Annotated in this window: 20 protein-coding genes and 1 pseudogene; 9 read left to right on the plus strand and 12 right to left on the minus strand. The window is 71.3% G+C overall.

Annotated elements, in window-relative coordinates; genetic code table 11:
* Positions 1-3: 3 nt before the first annotated feature.
* Positions 4-762 (plus strand): 6-phosphogluconolactonase, encoded by a 759-nt coding sequence (pgl, locus tag O7553_RS15115; protein ID WP_281555616.1) that lies wholly within the window; start codon positions 4-6, stop codon positions 760-762.
* 89 nt (positions 763-851) lie between these two features.
* Here pgl and O7553_RS15120 read toward each other — a convergent pair whose 3' ends face one another.
* Positions 852-1526 (minus strand): TOPRIM nucleotidyl transferase/hydrolase domain-containing protein, encoded by a 675-nt coding sequence (locus O7553_RS15120; RefSeq protein ID WP_281550406.1) that lies wholly within the window; start codon positions 1524-1526, stop codon positions 852-854.
* A gap of 202 nt (positions 1527-1728) precedes the next feature.
* Here O7553_RS15120 and O7553_RS15125 point away from each other — a divergent pair, with 202 nt between their 5' ends.
* Together O7553_RS15125 and O7553_RS15130 are read left to right on the plus strand one after the other, a co-directional pair.
* Positions 1729-2715, plus strand: coding sequence for a beta-1,3-glucanase family protein (locus O7553_RS15125; RefSeq protein WP_281550407.1), 987 nt, complete (start codon positions 1729-1731; stop codon positions 2713-2715).
* Between the two features lie 143 nt (positions 2716-2858).
* Positions 2859-3092 (plus strand): hypothetical protein, encoded by a 234-nt coding sequence (locus O7553_RS15130; protein ID WP_281550408.1) that lies wholly within the window; start codon positions 2859-2861, stop codon positions 3090-3092.
* A 268-nt stretch (positions 3093-3360) separates the two neighbouring features.
* Here O7553_RS15130 and O7553_RS15135 read toward each other — a convergent pair whose 3' ends face one another.
* Positions 3361-4149 (minus strand): alpha/beta hydrolase, encoded by a 789-nt coding sequence (locus O7553_RS15135; RefSeq protein ID WP_281550409.1) that lies wholly within the window; start codon positions 4147-4149, stop codon positions 3361-3363.
* A 104-nt stretch (positions 4150-4253) separates the two neighbouring features.
* On the opposite strand from O7553_RS15135, the gene O7553_RS15140 reads away from it, so the two are divergent.
* Positions 4254-4757 (plus strand): NUDIX domain-containing protein, encoded by a 504-nt coding sequence (locus O7553_RS15140; protein ID WP_281550410.1) that lies wholly within the window; start codon positions 4254-4256, stop codon positions 4755-4757.
* Here O7553_RS15140 and O7553_RS15145 read toward each other — a convergent pair.
* Positions 4738-5139, minus strand: a complete 402-nt coding sequence (locus tag O7553_RS15145) for a type II toxin-antitoxin system HicB family antitoxin (RefSeq protein WP_281550411.1) — start codon at positions 5137-5139, stop codon at positions 4738-4740. The two genes, O7553_RS15140 and O7553_RS15145, sit on opposite strands and share 20 nt — an antisense overlap.
* 415 nt (positions 5140-5554) lie before the next feature.
* Here O7553_RS15145 and O7553_RS15155 point away from each other — a divergent pair.
* Positions 5555-6359, plus strand: a pseudogene (locus O7553_RS15155) (aminoglycoside phosphotransferase family protein).
* Between the two features lie 31 nt (positions 6360-6390).
* Here the strand turns inward: O7553_RS15155 and O7553_RS15160 are convergent.
* From O7553_RS15160 to O7553_RS15170, 3 genes are read right to left on the minus strand one after another with little or no spacing between them, the layout of a single operon-like run.
* Positions 6391-7365 carry an aminoglycoside phosphotransferase family protein gene (locus tag O7553_RS15160; protein WP_281550414.1) on the minus strand — a complete coding sequence of 325 codons (975 nt, stop codon included), beginning with the start codon at positions 7363-7365 and terminating at the stop codon, positions 6391-6393.
* Positions 7366-7371: 6 nt separating this feature from the next.
* Positions 7372-7569 carry a DUF397 domain-containing protein gene (locus O7553_RS15165; RefSeq protein WP_281550415.1) on the minus strand — a complete coding sequence of 66 codons (198 nt, stop codon included), beginning with the start codon at positions 7567-7569 and terminating at the stop codon, positions 7372-7374.
* On the minus strand, positions 7566-8462 hold the full coding sequence (locus O7553_RS15170) for a helix-turn-helix transcriptional regulator (RefSeq protein WP_281550416.1): 897 nt from the start codon (positions 8460-8462) through the stop codon (positions 7566-7568). The genes O7553_RS15165 and O7553_RS15170 overlap by 4 nt, the downstream gene beginning before the upstream one ends.
* Positions 8463-8583: 121 nt before the next feature.
* Here O7553_RS15170 and O7553_RS15175 point away from each other — a divergent pair, with 121 nt between their 5' ends.
* Positions 8584-8928, plus strand: a complete 345-nt coding sequence (locus tag O7553_RS15175; RefSeq protein ID WP_281550417.1) for a hypothetical protein — start codon at positions 8584-8586, stop codon at positions 8926-8928.
* 78 nt (positions 8929-9006) lie between these two features.
* Positions 9007-9186 carry a hypothetical protein gene (locus tag O7553_RS15180; protein WP_281550418.1) on the plus strand — a complete coding sequence of 60 codons (180 nt, stop codon included), beginning with the start codon at positions 9007-9009 and terminating at the stop codon, positions 9184-9186.
* An 8-nt stretch (positions 9187-9194) separates the two neighbouring features.
* Here O7553_RS15180 and O7553_RS15185 read toward each other — a convergent pair whose 3' ends face one another.
* Together O7553_RS15185 and secG are read right to left on the minus strand one after the other, a co-directional pair.
* On the minus strand, positions 9195-9539 hold the full coding sequence (locus O7553_RS15185; RefSeq protein ID WP_281550419.1) for an RNA polymerase-binding protein RbpA: 345 nt from the start codon (positions 9537-9539) through the stop codon (positions 9195-9197).
* Positions 9540-9679: 140 nt separating this feature from the next.
* A complete protein-coding gene (gene secG / locus O7553_RS15190; protein WP_278169949.1) occupies positions 9680-9940 on the minus strand; it encodes a preprotein translocase subunit SecG in 261 nt (86 codons plus the stop codon).
* Between the two features lie 387 nt (positions 9941-10327).
* Between secG and O7553_RS15195 the strand changes: the two genes are divergently transcribed.
* Both O7553_RS15195 and O7553_RS15200 read left to right on the plus strand, forming a co-directional pair.
* Positions 10328-10903 carry a vitamin K epoxide reductase family protein gene (locus O7553_RS15195; RefSeq protein WP_281550420.1) on the plus strand — a complete coding sequence of 192 codons (576 nt, stop codon included), beginning with the start codon at positions 10328-10330 and terminating at the stop codon, positions 10901-10903.
* Positions 10900-12510: an NAD(P)/FAD-dependent oxidoreductase gene (locus O7553_RS15200; RefSeq protein WP_281550421.1), complete on the plus strand. Its 1611-nt coding sequence runs from the start codon at positions 10900-10902 to the stop codon at positions 12508-12510. The genes O7553_RS15195 and O7553_RS15200 overlap by 4 nt, the downstream gene beginning before the upstream one ends.
* Here the strand turns inward: O7553_RS15200 and O7553_RS15205 are convergent.
* The 4 genes from O7553_RS15205 to tpiA all read right to left on the minus strand — a co-directional run bounded on the left by O7553_RS15205 (position 12461) and on the right by tpiA (position 17273).
* Positions 12461-13828 carry an FAD-dependent oxidoreductase gene (locus O7553_RS15205; protein ID WP_281550422.1) on the minus strand — a complete coding sequence of 456 codons (1368 nt, stop codon included), beginning with the start codon at positions 13826-13828 and terminating at the stop codon, positions 12461-12463. The two genes, O7553_RS15200 and O7553_RS15205, sit on opposite strands and share 50 nt — an antisense overlap.
* Positions 13825-14655 carry a methyltransferase domain-containing protein gene (locus O7553_RS15210; protein ID WP_281555617.1) on the minus strand — a complete coding sequence of 277 codons (831 nt, stop codon included), beginning with the start codon at positions 14653-14655 and terminating at the stop codon, positions 13825-13827. Before O7553_RS15210 ends, O7553_RS15205 begins: the two co-directional genes overlap by 4 nt.
* 17 nt (positions 14656-14672) lie before the next feature.
* Positions 14673-16262, minus strand: coding sequence for a radical SAM protein (locus O7553_RS15215; RefSeq protein ID WP_281555618.1), 1590 nt, complete (start codon positions 16260-16262; stop codon positions 14673-14675).
* Between the two features lie 246 nt (positions 16263-16508).
* Positions 16509-17273 (minus strand): triose-phosphate isomerase, encoded by a 765-nt coding sequence (gene tpiA, locus O7553_RS15220; RefSeq protein WP_281555619.1) that lies wholly within the window; start codon positions 17271-17273, stop codon positions 16509-16511.
* Positions 17274-17294 lie beyond the last annotated feature (21 nt).

Raw genomic sequence — 17294 nt, forward strand, 5'->3', positions numbered from 1 at the left:
GGCATGCTCGTCGTGCACCCGGACGCCACCGTGCTGGCCAGCGCGGTGGCGTCCCGGCTCGTCGTCCGGCTGATCGACGCCCAGGCCGAGCGGGGCGAAGCGGCGGTGGTGCTGACCGGCGGGCGGGTCGCGGCGGCCGTGCTGCGCGCGGTCGGCGAACTGCCGGCCCGGCAGGCGGTCGACTGGTCCCGGGTGGACGTCTGGTGGGGTGACGAGCGGTTCCTGCCCGCCGGCGACCCGGACCGCAACGAGACCCAGGCCCGCGAGGCGCTGCTCGACGTACTGCCGCTCAATCCGCAGCGGGTGCACGCGATGCCCGCGTCGGACGGACCGGACGGCGACGATCCGGAGGCGGCCGCCGCCCGGTACGCCGCCGTCCTCGACCGGGTCGCCGGCCCGGGTACGGCCCCGCTGCCCCGGTTCGACGTGCTGATGCTCGGCGTCGGCGAGGACGGGCACGTGGCGTCGGTGTTCCCGGGGCATCCGGTCACCGGCGAGACCCGCCCGGTGGCGGCGGTACGGGACAGCCCGAAGCCGCCGCCGACCCGGATCACGCTGACCCTGTCCACCATCAACACCGCCGACGAGGTGTGGCTGGTCGCCGCCGGGGCGGACAAGGCGGCGGCGGTCGGCGGGGCGTACGGCGGCAGCGACCCGGTCGCGGTGCCGGCCTGCGGGGTACGCGGCGTGCGCCGTACCTGGTGGCTGCTCGACCAGGCAGCCGCCGCCGAGGTGGCGATGACGGCAGCAGCGGCCGACTGACCGGGCCTTGCGTTTCAGTGGCCGCCGGACGTCGCCGTCCGGCGGCCACTTCGGTCCGACGGCCGCTTCAGTCCGGTCCGACGGCCGCTTCAGTCCGGTCTGACGAAGGCGAGCAGCCGGTCGAGAGGTCGTGGCAGGGTGTCGCGGGCAATGGCCGCCTCGACGAGCAGCCGGGCGTAGCGTGACTTGCGGCGCGAGCCGCTGCCCATGAACCGGCGCAGCTGCGCTGCGGGTCGCCGGTCGCGCCAGGCGGGCTGGCCCTGCAGCGTACGGAACGATCCGAGGTCGCCCTGGGAGTACAGGACGGCCTCGACCGTTTCGACGCCCATCGCACGGATCAGTTCGTCCTCCAGGTCGTCGACGCAGACGAAGAACCCGAGATCCGCCAGATCGATCGGCGTCCGAGGCGCGCCGACGCCGGCGGCGACCAGCCCGCGCCGGACGATGTCCGCCTCGGCGAGGTCGCACAGCCCGGCGAGCCGTACCCGCGACCGCTGTGGACCGAGGCCGGCCAGGAACCGGCCGGTGGCATGTGCTCCACCGATCGGCACGACCGCCACCCGTTCCGCGTCGAGGTCCCGGCCACGGCCGGCCGCGGCCGTCTCCACCGCGATCTGGTCGCTGACACCTTCGACGAGCACCAGGGCGACGGCACGGTCGATCTTCGCCAGCGCGTTGGCGGTCGCCCGGACCGGGGCGTCGGGACCGCTGGCGTAGCCGTCGAGCACCCGGCGGGCAAGCTCGCGGCGACGAGCGGCATCCATCGGCCGATCACCCGTCGCCATGACGGTCATCGTCGGGGACACCCGACCCCAGCGGCAACCGGATAACCGAGGTCGACACCCCCAGGTCACCACATCGCCGTACATCTATTGACAAACAGTGTTAGCAATAAGACCCTTCTCGGAGAGCGCTCTCTTACCCGTCCGACCGCCGACCGATCCCGACCGGAGGAGTCCCTCATGGTTGTCCGAAGAAGGCTGCTGGCCGTCGCAGCCGCCCTGCTCACCGCCGTCGACGGCCCCGGACGCGTCGATCGCCGGACCGGCCAACGGTGGCAGTACGACGGTCCGCTTCCCGCGCGGCTCCTCCGGCCGGGTCTACTTCTCCCTCGGTGAGAAGCTGAAGTTCTTCCTCACCCCGACCGGCCTGGTCCAGCCCGCCCCCTGGGCCGGCGGCGACCCCAACCGCGACATCCTGTTCAACTGGAGCGAGTTCACCTACAACGACGCCGGCCTGTGTCTCAACAGCTCGCAGGTGGACATGTTCGCGGTGCCGCACGCCGTCACCGTGACCGGCGCGGGCGGTGTCACCAAGCGCACCGGCGACGTTGTCGCGGGCGGCCGCAACGCGATCATCAACGGGATCCGCGCCCAGTCCGGCTGGGCCAACACCGTGCAGACCCGGGGCGACGGTACCGTGCTGCGGGTGCTGGCCCCCGGCAAGGCGGCCGGCGCCGGCCTGTTCAGCCCCACCTACCTCGACTCCTACATCACCTCGGCGTGGAACACCTACACCAGCCGGACGCTGACCGTCGTACCGTTCGGCGACCGCCCCGACATCCGCTACTACGGACGGACCTCCGGCCGGGTGATGACCTTCACCAACGGTGCCGGCCAGGTCGTCGCCTCGTTCAACCGGCCCTCGTCGGCGAGCGTGTGGGGCTGCGACGGTGACCTACCCGCCCCCAACGACCAGGTGGTCGGGCCGATCTCCCGTACGCTGTGCGCCGCGCTCAACCGGGGCACTCTGGACACCATCCACACCCAGCCCAGCCCCAACGCCGCCGAGTTCTACCGCAGCAACCCGACCAACCAGTACGCCCGGATCATCCACGCCAACATGCGCGACGGCAAGGCGTATGCGTTTGCCTTCGACGACGTCGGCGCGTTCGAGTCCCTCGTGCACGACGGCGACCCCCGCTCCGCCGGAGTGGTACTCAGCCCGTTCTGACCGAGCCCTCCCCTACCTCGGTCCGGGTGCGCCGGACCGTCGCCGGCGCACCCGTCCCCGGGTCGGACGCCTCTGGTGGGTCGACGGTTACCGTGGAAGCCAGCGGCACGATGTCGGCCGCAGCGGATGAAGTGGAGGCTGCGTTGACCGACACCGCAGAGCGGTCCCCAAAGGTGTTGGCGATCTCGTGGGGTCGGATGGATGTCGAAGGACTTGGGACCGGCAAGGACTTCATGCTCCACCCGGGCGGCGGCCGAGCCTGGGACTGGTCCGAGACCGGGACCAGGCACAGCCCGGGAATTCAACCCGAGGACGTCGAGGAACTGCTGCGCCACGGCGCGACCACGATCGTCCTGTCACGCGGTATGCAACTTTAGCTCCAGATCGACCCGCGCACCCTTGAGCTTCTCGACCGGCACGGCATCACGCCGTACATCGCCGAGACGACGCAAGCCGTGCAGCACTACAACGACCTGGCCGCGACACAGCCGGTCGGCGGCCTGTTCCTCTCGACCTGCTGACCAACGACATGGCGAGAACACCGCGCCTAGCATGATCCACTGCGCGCCACCGACACGACACGCCGACACCATGTCAGACCACGCGCATCCGATCGGCCACCGGCAGGAGCAGCGGGCTACCACCTCACCCGGCTGACCACAGCTGTTCGAGCACCTTGTTGACCACGTCGGGCTGCTCGCGGTGGGGCTCGTGCGCGGCACCGGGCACTCGCACCAGACGAGCACCGATCCGGTCAGCGACCGCCGCCGCAACCCTCTCCATCACCTGCGCCATGCCGGGCCGGTAGCCGCCAGGGACCGTGCCCCAGTTGCCGACGACCACCAGTTTCGCGAAAGCGGCATCCGTCAATGGTTGGGTCGCCAGGTCCGCGAGCCAACACGGACGTTCATTCAGGGCGGTCCGGGCCGCCCGCTCCAGCCAATCCGCCGGCTCCGGACGCGGCTGCCCAGCCGGGTAGACCAGGTCGAGATACTGCTGTGCGGTCCACCGGCGGGCACCAGACATAAATTCACGCGCGTCTTGCACCGCTGCGGCGACCACCGCATCGTCCGAGGCGACCTGGTGGGCGCACGGCTCGATGAGCGTCAACGACCGGACCAGGTTGGGCCGCGCCGCTGCGGCGATCATCGCCACCGTCCCGCCGTAGGAATGCCCGACCAGATGGACGCCGCCGGTCATCAGAGCGACCACGTCCCGCGCGTCAACGGCGTAGTCACTGGTTACCTGACCGTCGTCGAGGTCCGGACTGCGGCCGTAACCCCGTCGGTCCGGCAGCAGCACCCGCCGACGCCGGGCCAACGGCCGTTGCCGTTCGAACGCCGATGCAGCCCAGCTGAGCGTGCCGTGGATCAGAATCGCGGGTGCCGCTGCGGCCGGACCATCCCAGATCGTCACGTTCACCGGCGCACGCACGTGGAAACCGTACAGCGAGGGTGACGAAGTAATCACGGCCCTACATGGAGGGCGATCGTCACGGCAGACCGGTCATGTTTGTCGCGGCCGTGCACGATGTACTGATGAGGCCCTGCACACGGATCCGCGTCGCTGGATACGTCATCCGGACCACCGGCAGCGGTGCGCAACTCCTGGTCTTCGACCACATCGACTTCCCCGACGCCGGCACTCAGGTGCCCGCTGGCGGTGTGCAGCCCGGCGAGGAGCTACACGACGCGGTGCTTCGCGAAGTCGCCGAGGAGACCGGCCTGACCGACATAACCGTGGTCCGAGAGATCGGGAGCGAGGACAAGCCACATCCCGAGACCGGTCAACCTCGCCAGACCACCTACTTCCACCTGCAGGCCCCGGACTACACCCCCGATGCCTGGCAGCACACAGTGACCGGCATGGGGACGGACCGCAGGCTGCGGTTTACCTGCCGATTCGTCCCGCTGCCCCTGCGAGCCCACCTCGCCGATCACCAGGACGCGCTACTCGGCAGCATCGACCGTCGATGGACCACACGGACCGAACCCCCGCCCGCGTCAAGCCGGGCGACCGAACTTATGCCGCCGATGACGTAGGGGTAGTGGTGTTCCGTGCGGCGATCTGCGAAATACGTTGGGGTGACAGTCCGAGAAGTGCGCCTGCGTCCCGGACGGTATAGCCGTCACGTAGAAGCGCCAGCACCGCTGTTGCGGTCGCCCGTTCAGCCTTCTCGTCGGCGTCCTGGGCCGCCCGCCTGGCGTCCAGAGCTACCGAAACCATACCGGGAAGTTCAGGACGGACATCGACTTCTACCCTGTCCGGGTCGACGTCCAGCAGCAACGCGATCGCTTCTCGAGCCATCGCAGCGACCTGGTCGAGTCGCCGGGCCTGGGTGTGCACGCCCTTGAGTTCAGGCGCGCTGATGGCCCACCAGTTGCCGACCCGCCGGCAGACCACGGAGCAGGTCGTCACTTCCACCAGTCCTCCCCGAATTAATCGTCGAGATCGCTCATGGTGCCCCGTGCCGTGTATTCGTTGATTTCCCGATGTCGGAGTATCACAGACTTCTGGCCGCCGCACCGAAAGATTGAGTGACTTCCGCCTTCACGCAGTAGCTCGAATCCTGCCTACCCCGGCTGCGAGCCTAGCTGGATAGACAACTCAAGTAGACCGCGCTAGACGCCAACCCGGATCGCCGCTACGACCTGTCATCCGGGGCCTGCAGCGCCTGCCTGGGTTCAACAGGTGAAGAGCTGTGGCACTACTGTTACTCGCCGTGGACCACGTCGAGGTCGAGGTCACCGCAGAGCTGGTCCGGGGTCTGCTCCGCGACCAGTGTCCCGACCTCGCCGAGCGGCCGGTCCGGCTGGGCGCGCGCGGCTGGGACAACCAGATGTGGCGCCTCGGTGAGGATCTCGCCGTCCGGCTGCCGTGGGCGACCGGGTCGGCGGACGCGCTGCTGCGTAAGGAGTACGCCTGGCTGCCCACGCTGGCACCGCATCTACCGTTGCCGATCCCCGTACCACAGCGCCTCGGCGAGCCGTCCGTGCGGTTTCCTCGGCCATGGCTCGTCACCACCTGGGTGCCAGGTGCCCCCCGCCGACCGCGCCCCGGTCACGCGAGCCCGCGCGGCAGCTGAATCCCTGGCAGCGTTCCTGACCGCGCTGCACCGACCCGCTCCCAACAACGCGCCCACAGGCAGCGGCAGCGGCCGGGGCGGGCCGTTGACCGACCACACCGACCAGTTCACTAGCGGCCTCGCCGAAGTCACCGCACGCGGGCTGATCGACGACCCGGACGCCGTTCATGCTGTCTGGCAGGATGCGGTCACCGCACCCGGGTGGTCAGGTCCGGCGCTGTGGCTGCACGCCGACCTGCATCCGGCCAACGTTCTCACCGCCGACGGCACCATCTGCGGTGTCATCGACTTCGGCGACCTCTGTGCGGGCGATCCGGCGTACGACCTAGCTGCCGGCTGGATCCTGCTCCCGGACGACAGCATCGACCACTTCTTCGCGGCATACCAGCCGACGCCGGACGTCGCCACCAGGCGCCGGGCCCGTGGCTGGGCGATGGCCCGTGCACTGGGCGGCATCCTGATCGGCGACGCCGGGTTGCACGGCCGCCCCGGCGGCAAGCCGACCTGGGGTCCACCTGCCCGCGCCGCGCTGCGACGTCTCATCGCCACGATCGACTGATCGGCGGGTCGCCGCCGGCGAAACACTCCGGTCAGCCCTCGCGCAGCAGGGCGCGGGCGATGGCGCGGTCCGGCGCGCTGTGCCATGCCGTGGCACCGGCTCCGGACTCCCAGAGCAGGTTCTGCAGTACGCGACCCAGCGTCCAATCGACCGCCCGTTGCCGGTTGACACCCAGTATCTCGGTCATCAGGTCGAAGCGTCTGCGGACCGCACGCGGCACGTCGCCGGTGGCGACCACGTCGTCCCAGCGGTTGTGCAGCGCGGGGAGCAGCTCGAAGCAGGGATCTCCAGCTAGTGGTTTCGGGTCGATCGCCAGCCACGGCTCCCGAGCGCCGGACGCGGTCGGGTCGACCCCGAACGAGTCGGGCCGGGACGCGAGGACGTTGTCGTAGTGCAGATCCCAGTGCAGCAGTCGGTCACCGGCCTCCGGCAGCAGCTCCTGCACGGCCGCCGCGCAGCGCCGGATCAGCGGATGGTCGGCGGCGGGTAGCCGTACCAGCGCCTGCGGCACCCGGTCGAGCATCCCGGCGGCGACATCGGCGAGACGGCGGACGTCGGGCGGTGCGGCCACCGAGGTCAGCCGGGCGAGCAGCTGGCTGAGGATCCGCAGCGCGGCCAGGTCGTCGGGGACGACCGCCAGGGTACGGTCGGCGTCGAGTCGTTCCAGCAGCATCGTGCCGGAGCGCGCGTCGTGCCGCAGGAGGCGTACCGCGCCGTCGCCGCCCCAGGCCCGCAGCGCCGCCGGCTCGCCGACGGTCTCCTCGTCGATCGGCTGCACCTTCAGCATCGCCGGTGACCCGTCGCTCTGCACGACGGGCAGCACCAGGGCGATCGCTCCGCAGCTCGACGGCCCGTCGGGGCGCAGGCCCCACCTGTCCATGATGGTCGTGGCTAACTGCGGCAGCGCCGCGATCCAGGCCCGCCCGGCGTCGCCGAAGTACGTGGCGTGGGACGCCGCCAGCTGCGCCGGGACCAATAGGCCCGATCCGCCAGCGGCCACGCTCACCGCAGTTCAGTGGGGGTCGGCGGCTTTGAGGGTGGTGAGGAAGCCGGTCCAGGCGGCCGGGTCGAAGGCCAGCGCCGAGCCGCTGCGGTCCTTGGAGTCGCGTACGCCGATGGTGTCGGCACTGAGGCGGACCTCGACGCAGGCGGCGTTCTCCGAGCTGCGTGAGGACGTGAACCAGCCGCGTGCAGGGGTGTGTTCCGTCATGTCATCTCCTGGGCGACCTGGCGGATCAGGGCGAGGGACTCCTCGAAGCTTAACGCCCGCTCCAGGGTCTCACCGAAGGTGATCATGTAGTCGGCGACCCGGCTGGACTGGTCGATGATGTCGCTGGAGGTCAGCACCTCCTGCCAGACCAGATCCGGCACCCGTGGCGACGGAAATGTCAGGATCTGGAACGGCCCACCGAGCGCCGGGTACGCACCGGCCGAGAACGGGATGATGTGCACCCGGATCTGCTCCGGATGGCGGGTCATCAGGTCGGCCAGGTGATCGAGTTGGGCGCGCATCACCGCCGGGCCGCCGACCTGCTGGCGAATGGTGCTCTCGCCGAAGATCGCGGTGACCCGCAGCGGCGGGTCCTCGGCGAGCCGGCGCTGCCGGGCCAGTCGTACCTCGACGCGCTGCTCGGTCTCGGTGAGCCGGACGTAGGTGTTGCCGCCGCGCAGGATCGCGCGGGCGTACGCCTCGGTCTGCAACAGGCCGTGGACGATCTCGTTCTGGTAGGTGCGGACGTGGTCGGCGCCGGCCTCGTAGCCCAGGAAGCGCAGGAACTCGGCCGGGAAGAGCTGCTTGTACGTGTGCCACCAGGCGCGGGCCATCGCGCCGATCCGCAACGCCTCCAGCTCGGTGGCCTCTTGGTCGTCGATCTCGTAGATTTTGACGAGTTGGGCGAGCCGGTCGGCGGGGAGTTTGACCTTGCCGATCTCCACTCCGGAGACGTACGCCTGGGTGATGCCGCTGCTGCGGCCGACGCCGACGGCGGTCATGCCGAGTTCTTCGCGGCGCTCGCGCAGTCGGATGCCGAGCTCCATGGCCTGCACGGTGGGCGACATGGCGGGGTTGGCGGGTGCCTTGCGGGTCCTCGGTGCACGTGCCATCGGTGGCCTCCCTCGCGATTGGATGGTGACCACGACATCACACCAGGTGATCATGAACAACACAAGGGGTTGATATAAGCGAGTTTTAGCGCGATGCTTCGTGCACCGCAGCATCCAATCAATGATCATGGAGGACACAGTGGCCGTACAACTCAGCTGGGTGGACGGTGAGCAGCGCGAACGGTACGGATTCTCGCTGTGCCGGGTGGTTGACCCCGGTGGCACCGACGAACGCTATGACCTGCTCGGCGTCATCGAGGTCCCGTTCGACCAGCGCCACCCGGAGCGCGTCGCCGACCAGCTCCACCCGTGGGCCGTCGCCACCCTGCGGGCCGGCGGGTACGGCTTCGGCCACTACCTCGCCGAACTGACCGGCCTCGACGAGGACGGCGAACCGTGGCACCACATCCGAAACGCGCACATCAACTGGTCAGGCACGACAGTGCTGGTGCCCGCCCCTGACTGACCCCATGCCGCGGTGGCGACGCAACCCTCGCCTGACGGACGGCAGCGGGATACTGGAGTCCGACGAAGGGACTTCGCCATGGATGAGGAGCGGGAGCGGACAGCGCCGTCGGCGGACGACGAGTTCGATCAGCTACGGCGCGCCAGGTTCGGCAAGCTGCCGGCCCGGGTGGCACCGGAGGACATGTTCGGCGCGGTCGACGCCGATCCCGGGCATGATGAGCCGGGTCAGCCTCCGGTGCGTCGGGAGTGGGGGTAGGCAGCCGGTCAGGACTCGCCGCGACGGGCGCGGACCGCCGCGAGCGCCTCGGCGAGGATCGCCTCGGCGTCGGCGTCGCTGCGGCGCTCCTTCACGTACGCCAGGTGCGACTTGTACGGCTCGGTCCGTGGCCGGGCCGGCGGATTGTGCCGGTCCTGCCCGGCGGGCAGCCCACAGCGGGGACACTCCCAGGTCTCCGGGGCCGCCGCCTCCACGGCGAGGCTGATCTCCACCGCATGCGCATTGGCACACCAGTAGGTCGTCTGCCGGCGGGGTGCGGGCTCGGCCCGCTCGGTGGGCCGGGCCGGGCTGGCACCGATCCGGCTGCCCCGGATCGTGTTGGCACTCGCCATGTTGTCGCTCCTGTCGTCGGGGAGGGGGTGTCACCACCGGCACAAGGCGGTGGTGCGACGCCGGTGAAGCGGGCGTACCCAAAAGAATGCGCGGCCCGTATCAACGGGCCGCGCGAAATCTTACGACGGAATGCGACGGATCACACACCCGCACTCATCGCGACCTTCAGCCACAGGCCGAGGCCGACGATGCAGGCGAACCATACGATGCCGGTCAGTACGGTGTAGCGGTCGAGGTTCTTCTCGGCCACCGAGGATCCGGCCAGGCTGGTGCTCACGCCACCGCCGAACATGCTGGACATGCCGCCGCCCTTGCCCTTGTGCAGCAGGATCAGCATGGTGAGCATGACGCTCGTGATCACCAGCAAGACGATCAATACGTAGGCGAACTCGATCGGCATGGCAGTGGTCAGTCCTCTCATCACGGTCGCCGGCTCGCGAAGCGGGGCGAACCGGACAAACCCGAGTGGGCCGACACCCGGGCCACCCCAGGATAGCGGGCCGGCTCGATCCATGCCTACCGGCTCCGACGATCTCCGCGACCACCACCCGTGTGGTCCGCCGCGAGAAGGGTAGCCGACCGGATGAGACGACAGGGACAGCCCGCCGAGCGGATCCGGGGCCGACCCACCGGCGTCGGGCGGGCATCGGACCGGGCAGCCGAACCCGAGTGGGCCGACACCCGGGCCACCCCAGGATAGCGGGCCGGCTCGATCCATGCCGACCGGCTCCGACGATCTCCGCGACCACCACCCGTGTGGTCCGCCGCGAGAAGGGTAGCCGACCGGATGAGACGACAGGGACAGCCCGCCGAGCGGATCCGGGGCCGACCCACCGGCGTCGGGCGGGCATCGGACCGGGCAGCCGAACAGGTCAGCGACGACCTGCGTCTGGTCGACACGCCAGTGCTGCGGCGACGGCGGTGGTCGGCCGGGCCGACCCTGCTCGCGACCGCCGCCTACGCGGTGGTCGCCACCTACCAGTACGGCCTGGTGCGGCACCTGCCGGAGCCGGCGCTGCCCTGGCTGGACGCCGACGGGGTGGACGCCAGCGGCGAAGCGTACGCCGCCGGACACACCCCGGATACCGCGCTCGCGCTGGCCAACGCCGGCGTCACCCTCGTCCTGATCGGGACGGGCGACGCCGACCGGGCGACCCGCCAACCGTGGCGGCCGTTGTTCGCCGCCGGCAAGGCGGCCGGTGACGCCGCCGCCGGGGCCTGGCTCTTCGCCGAACAGCTCAGCCGGCACCGCCGGATCTGCGGCTGGTGCACCCTGGCCGCCGCCACCACGACCGCAGCGGCGGCGCTCACCGTGCCGGAAGCCACCCGGGCGTGGCGCCACCTTCGCGGCCGCTCGGCATGAGGGCCCGGCAGCGGCGTACCCGCCGGGTCGTGGTGGTCGGTGGCGGCCACAACGGCCTGGTCGCCGCCTGCTACCTGGCCCGCAGCGGCTGGCGGACGCAGGTGCTGGAGCAGTCCGACAAGCTGGGCGGCGGCGCCCGGACCGAGGAACTGCTGCCGGGCCACCGCTTCAACACCCACTCCGCCGCGCACAACATCATCAACGCCACCGGCATCGTCGAGGACCTACGGCTGCGGGACGCCGGGCTGGTCTACCGCGAGATGGACCCGTTCTCCATCGCGGCGTTCCGCGACGGCACGATCGTCCGGTTCCACCGCAGCGTCGAGTCCACCGTCGAGTCGATCGCCGAGGTCGACCGGCGGGCCGCGCGGCGGTACGCGGCCTGGATGCGCCAGGCGTGGCCGATCGTCTCCGCGATGCGGACCATGCTGGACCCCGGCACCAGCACGATGCAGCGTCTGCGGCGGATGCCGGGCCTGGTGGCGGCAGGTGGCCGGGCGGTGGCCCGCAACGGCGGGCCGGTCGGGCTGGCCCGGACCCTACTGGCACCGTACGGGCGGGTGCTGCGGGAACAGTTCGACACCGAGCTGGTCCGGGCACCGGTGGCGGCGTTCGCCGCACACGCCTCCGCCTCACCGCAGCAGGTCGGCGGGGCCACCTTCGCGTTGTGGCAGGCGTTCTACCACCAGGTCGGGCAGTGGCATCCGGTCGGCGGGTCGCAGGCGTTGACCGACGCGCTCGCCACCCGGCTGGCCAGCTACGGCGGCAGTTGGCGGGTGAACGCGCCGGTGGCCCGGATCCGGCGCACCGGGCCCGGCACCGACCGGGTCACCGGGGTCGAGCTGGCCGACGGTACGCAGATCACCGCCGATGCCGTCCTCACCGCCATCGACCCGCGCAACGCGCTGCTCGACCTGCTGGATCCGCCGCTGACCGGCCCGGTTGCCGACCGGCTGCGGGCCGCCGGGCGCGGCAACGCCGTACAGAGCCTGGTCCTGCTGGCCACCACCGGGCTGCCCGGCTACCCGCAGGCCCGGCCCGGCGACTGCAACGGGTTGCAGTCCTACGTCGACAGCCTCGACTCGCTGTCCGCCGGGTTCGCCCAGGCCGAAGCCGGTCACCTGCCGGACGATCCGGTGCCGACGTACGCGTTCACGCCGTCGGCGCTCGACGACAGCCTCGCCCCGCCCGGCCGGCACACCGTCTACCTGGCGTGCCCCTGCGCCCCGTACCAGGTGCGGGGCGGATGGGACGCCGCCCGGGAGGAGTTCGCCGACCGGATGATCGCCACCGTCGAGGCCCGGGCACCCGGGTTCGCCGCCAGTGTCGTCGACCGGGTGACGCACACCCCGGCCGACATGGCCCGGCAACTGCGCTGGCCCGGCGCGCACCCGATGCACCTGGACATCAGCCTGGACCAGCTGGCGATGCTGCGCCCGACGCCGGACCTGGCCGGCCACCGCACCCCGCTGCCCGGGCTGGTGGTGTCCGGGGCGGGCACCGCCCCGGTCGGCGGCATCGCCGGCCTGCCGGGCCGCGACGCGGCGTACGCGTTGATCACCCGGCCGCCCGCGCCGGCCGGGCCCGCCGGCCGCCGATGGCCGTGACGAACTGGGCGGCGGCCAGCTGGATCCCGTACGACCAGGTGGGGTAGGCGTGGGTGGCCTGGGCGAGGCGACCGGCGAACATGCCGGTGGCCATCGCCAGCGCCGGTTCGTGGATCATTTCGCCGGCCCGGCCGGCGACGACGGTCGCTCCGAGGATCCGGCCGCCGCCGAGGTTGCCCAGCAGCCGACGCGGCCCGGCGACCAGGGTGACGAACCCGTCGGTCGCGCCGGCGGTCACCGCCCGGTCCATCTCCGTCATCGGCAGGTACGCCACCCGGCCGCCCCGGCCGACCGACTGTGCCTCGGTCAGCCCGACCCGGGCCACCTCCGGGTCGGTGAAGACCACCCACGGCGTGGCGGCCGGGTCGTAGCGCTGCCGGCGACGCGACAGCGCGTTGCCGGCGGCGATCCGTCCCATGGCGAACGCGGCATGGGTGAACGGCATCCGGCCGGTGACGTCGCCGGCGGCGTACCCGCCGGGCGCGGTCGTAGCCAAATGGGCGTCGGTGACCACGTACCCCCGGTCGTCGACGGCGATCCCGGCGGCCGGCAGGTCGAGCCCGTCGGTGGTCGGCCGGCGGCCGGTCGCGACCAGCAGCCGGTCGCCGTGGATCTGTCGGCCGTCGGCCAGCCGCAGCGTCACGCCGCCGACGGTGGTGCCCGCTTCGATGACCTGCGCACCGAGGCACAGCGTGACCCCTTCGCGAGCGAACACGTCGGCGATCACCGCCGAGACCGCCGGTTCGTGGCCGGGCAGCAGCCGCTCGGCGGCCTCGACGATGGTCACCCGGGTGCCGAACCGGGCATACGTCTGGGCGAGTTCGCAGCCGACCGGGCCGCCGCCGAACACGATCAGCGACCCGGGTGCCGCCGCGAGGTCGAAGACCGTCTCGGTGGTCAGGTACGGGACCTCGGCCAGCCCTGGCACCGACGGGACCGCCGGCACGGCTCCGGTGGCGACGACGTAGCGGCTGGCGGCCAGCACGGTGCCGTCGACGTCGATCCGCCCCGGCGCGACGAACCGGGCACGACCCCGGCGTACCTCGATTCCCTCGGCGTGCAGCGCGGCGGCGTCCTCGGTGGCGGCGATCTGCGCGATCACCGATCGCATCCGTCGTACGGCGTCGTCGAACGGCAGGCCGCGCCCGGCCGCCTCGATCAGCGTCTTCGACGGCACGCAGCCGGTGAACGTGCAGTCGCCACCGGGCGGCCCGTCGGTGACCAGCAGCGCCCGGGCACCGGCTCCGGCGGCGGCGCGGGCCGCGCCGAGACCGGCGGCCCCGCCGCCGATCACCACCAGGTCGTGTCCGCCGGTCACGGTCTCGCCGCCACCAGCAGGCCGTACCCGATGATCCGCTCGGCGATCGCCGCGCGGGCGGCGGCCAGCACCGCCGGTGCCTGGGCGAAGTCCAGCCCGGCCGCCTCGGCCCGGTCCCGGGCGGTCATCCGGACCAGCGTCAGCCGGGCCTCGATCTGGTCCAGCATGGCGGCGACGGCGGCGTCGTGGTGTTCGGTGTACGTCACCCGCAGCCCGGCGGCGGCCAGCAGCTCGGCGTACTCGGCCAGCGGGCGGGCGTCGGCGACACAGGCGATCCAGCCGCCGAGCCCGGCGAGTTCCGCCGGCAGCCGGGCCTGGTCGACGGTGACGTCGGTGAGGCCGAGCCGCCCGCCCGGCCGCAGCACCCGGGCGAACTCGGCGGCGGCGGTGGCCTTGTCGGGGAACGTGCAGAAGGCGCATTCGCAGACCACCGCATCGAACGCCGCGTCGGGCACCGGCAGCCGCTCGGCGTCGCCGAGCCGGAACCGCACCGACCCCCGGGCATCGGCCGGCCCGGCCGCAGCACCCGCCTGCGTCGCGGCGGACACGTTGGCCGCCGACAGGTCGACGCCGGTGACGTCGGCTCCGTATGAACGGGCCAGCAGCAGCGCGGTGGCGCCGCGCCCGCTGGCCACGTCGAGCACGGCCGCGCCGGGACGCAACGCGAGCCGGTCGGCCAGCCGCCGGGTCAACGCCAGACCGCCCGGGTGGTACGACTCGCCGAGCAGCAACGCGACGACGTCGGAGCCGTACGCGGCGGCGCAGCACGCCTTCGCGTCAGTCTCCGCGTCCCTCTCCGTGTCGGCGGAGACAGTGGGACCGTCCACCGGCGAGGCCCGGCCGGTCACCGGAGCCGCCGGCCGACGTTGGTGGTGTCCGGGGCGATCCGACCGGTGCCGGTACGTGCGCCGGGCCGGGCCACCTTCGACCCGTACGGTGAATCGGCGAGCACCGGCTGCAGCGGCAACGCGTTGGGCACCACGTCGGCCACCGCGACACCGGACAACTGCTCGCGGACCTGTTCCCGGTAGCCGACCGAGTTGTACGCGCAGAACGGGATCATCCGTCCGTCCGGCGTGATCTCCTCGACGCAGCATTTCATCAGCTGTTTGACGTTGAGTGTGTACGGGTCCTGGAAGTCCTGGATGACGATCATGAAGGCCCGGTCGGTGATGTCGGCGATCGCCGCCGGCAGGTTGATTCCGCAGGCGTCGGCGCAGTCCAGCGCCGTTGCGGCGGCCGTCAACTGCTCGCTGGTGGTCCCGGTGCCCATGAACGCCGACGCCGACCACAGCTTCTCCAACGCCTCGCGGATCGCCAGGTCCGGCAGCACCCGGTTGGCGACGTAGTCGAGGTAGTCGGCGACGTTGAGCAACCGTGGGATCGGCACCACCCCGAAGCCGGGTTCGCCCGGGGTGCCCTCGCTCAGCAGGTAGGTGATGGACCGGCAGGTCGGGAAGCAGCACGGCACCGGGAAGAAGTCCGACGCGGTGAACCAGTCGGGTCGCTGCGCCACGATGCCGTGGATGATGTCGGAGTTGGTCAGCCGGTGCAACGGGTCGAACTCGACGTGCCGACCGGCGTGGGTGACCGGTTGGAACGACACCGACCGTACGGCGGGGTGCGTCAGCCCGTACTCGATGATCGCGCCGAGTTCGTGGTCGTTGAGCCCGCGTTCGACGGCGGCGACCAGGGTGACGGTCAGCCCGGCCTCGGCGCAGTTGTCCAGCGCCCGCCGCTTGACCTCGCGCAGGTCGCGGCCGCGGATCGCCCGGTGGGTGCGCTCGTCGAAGCCGTCGAACTGCAGGTAGATGTTGATCGCCCGATCCGGGCTGTGCCGCCGGCCGAGTTCGGCGACGAACCGCCTGTCGGAGGCGAGCCGGATGCCGTTGGTGTTGAGGTTGACCGCCTTGATCGGCCGGGCCTGGGCGGCGTCGACGAACTCCAGGATCTGCTTGTGGATGGTGGGTTCCCCGCCGGAGAACATCACCACCTCGGGTTCGCCTTCGGCGGCGACGAACGTGTCGAGCATCCGCTCGCACTGGTCGAGGCTGATCGAGTAGCCGTCGGGTTGGTGGCCGGAGTCGGCGAAGCAGATCGGGCAGTCCAGGTTGCAGCCGGTGTTGACCTCGATGATGCCGAGGCAGGCATGCTGTTTGTGCTCGGGGCAGAGCCCGCAGTCGCTGGGGCAGCCGTCGACCACGTCGGTCTGGAACGCCAGCGGGATCGTGCCGGGCTTGTTGAACCTGGCCGAGTCGAGGTACATCTGCGCGTCGCCGTAGACCAACGCCTCGAACTGCCCGTGCTCGCGGCAGCGTTTCCGCAGGTAGACCTTGTCGTCGCGGATGTTGACCTGGGCGTCGACGACGACCTTGCACACCGGACAGATCGACTTGGTGTACTCGATGAAGATTTCGTCGCGGTCCTGTTTGATGGTCATCCGGCTCCCTCGGCGGCGCGGTGGATCCCCAGGGCGACCAGTCCACCATCACCGGCCGTGGCACGGCAAGCACCGAAGCCGCAGGCCGCAGCCGGCGACAGGCAACGGACGACGGACGACGGACGACGGACGACGGACGACGGACGACGGCATGATGCCGCAGAGGCGTGATCGTGCCTCTGCGGCATCATGGCCCGCGACGGTATGTGTGACGGCCGAAACCTCGACGGTGTCGACCGGTCAGCGCTTGATGTGCTCCGGGAAGCGGGCGATCTGCGCGAACTCGTCGGCGTCCAGGCTGGCGCCGCCGATCAGCGCGCCGTCAACGTCGGCCTCGGCCATGATCGCGGCGATGTTCGCCGCCTTGACCGAACCGCCGTACAGGATCCGGGTCTGGTCGGCGGTGGCCTGGTCGTACGACTCGGCCAGCCGGGCCCGGATCGCCCCGCACACCTCCTGCGCGTCAGCCGGGGTGGCGGTCTTGCCGGTGCCGATCGCCCAGACCGGCTCGTACGCGATGACGACCTTGACCACCTGCTCGGCGGTCAGCCCGGCCAGCGCGGCGTCGACCTGGTCACGGCAGTGCGCGACGTGGCCGCCGGCCTCCCGCACGTCCAGGCCCTCACCGACGCACAGGATCGGGGTGATCCCGTTGGCCAGTGCGGCGGCCACCTTGGCCTTGACCACCGCGTCGTCCTCGTTGTGGTACGCCCGCCGCTCGGAGTGGCCGACGGTGACGTACTGGCAGCCGAGCTTTGCCAGCATCGCCCCGGAGATGTCACCGGTGTAGGCACCGGAGGCGTGCGGCGACAGGTCCTGCGCGCCGTAGCCGATGGCCAGCTTGTCGCCGTCGATCAGCGTCTGCACGCTCCGCAGCGCGGTGAACGGCGGCAGCACCGCCACCTCGACGTCGGTCAGCTGCTGCTCGTTCAGGCTGAACGCCAGCTTCTGGACCAGCGCGATGGCTTCCAGGTGGTTGAGGTTCATTTTCCAGTTGCCGGCCATCAGCGGCCGGCGGGCAACGGT

Origin of the sequence: Solwaraspora sp. WMMA2059, from assembly GCF_027497315.1 — a bacterium.
In the GTDB taxonomy this organism is placed as follows: Bacteria; Actinomycetota; Actinomycetes; order Mycobacteriales; family Micromonosporaceae; genus Micromonospora_E.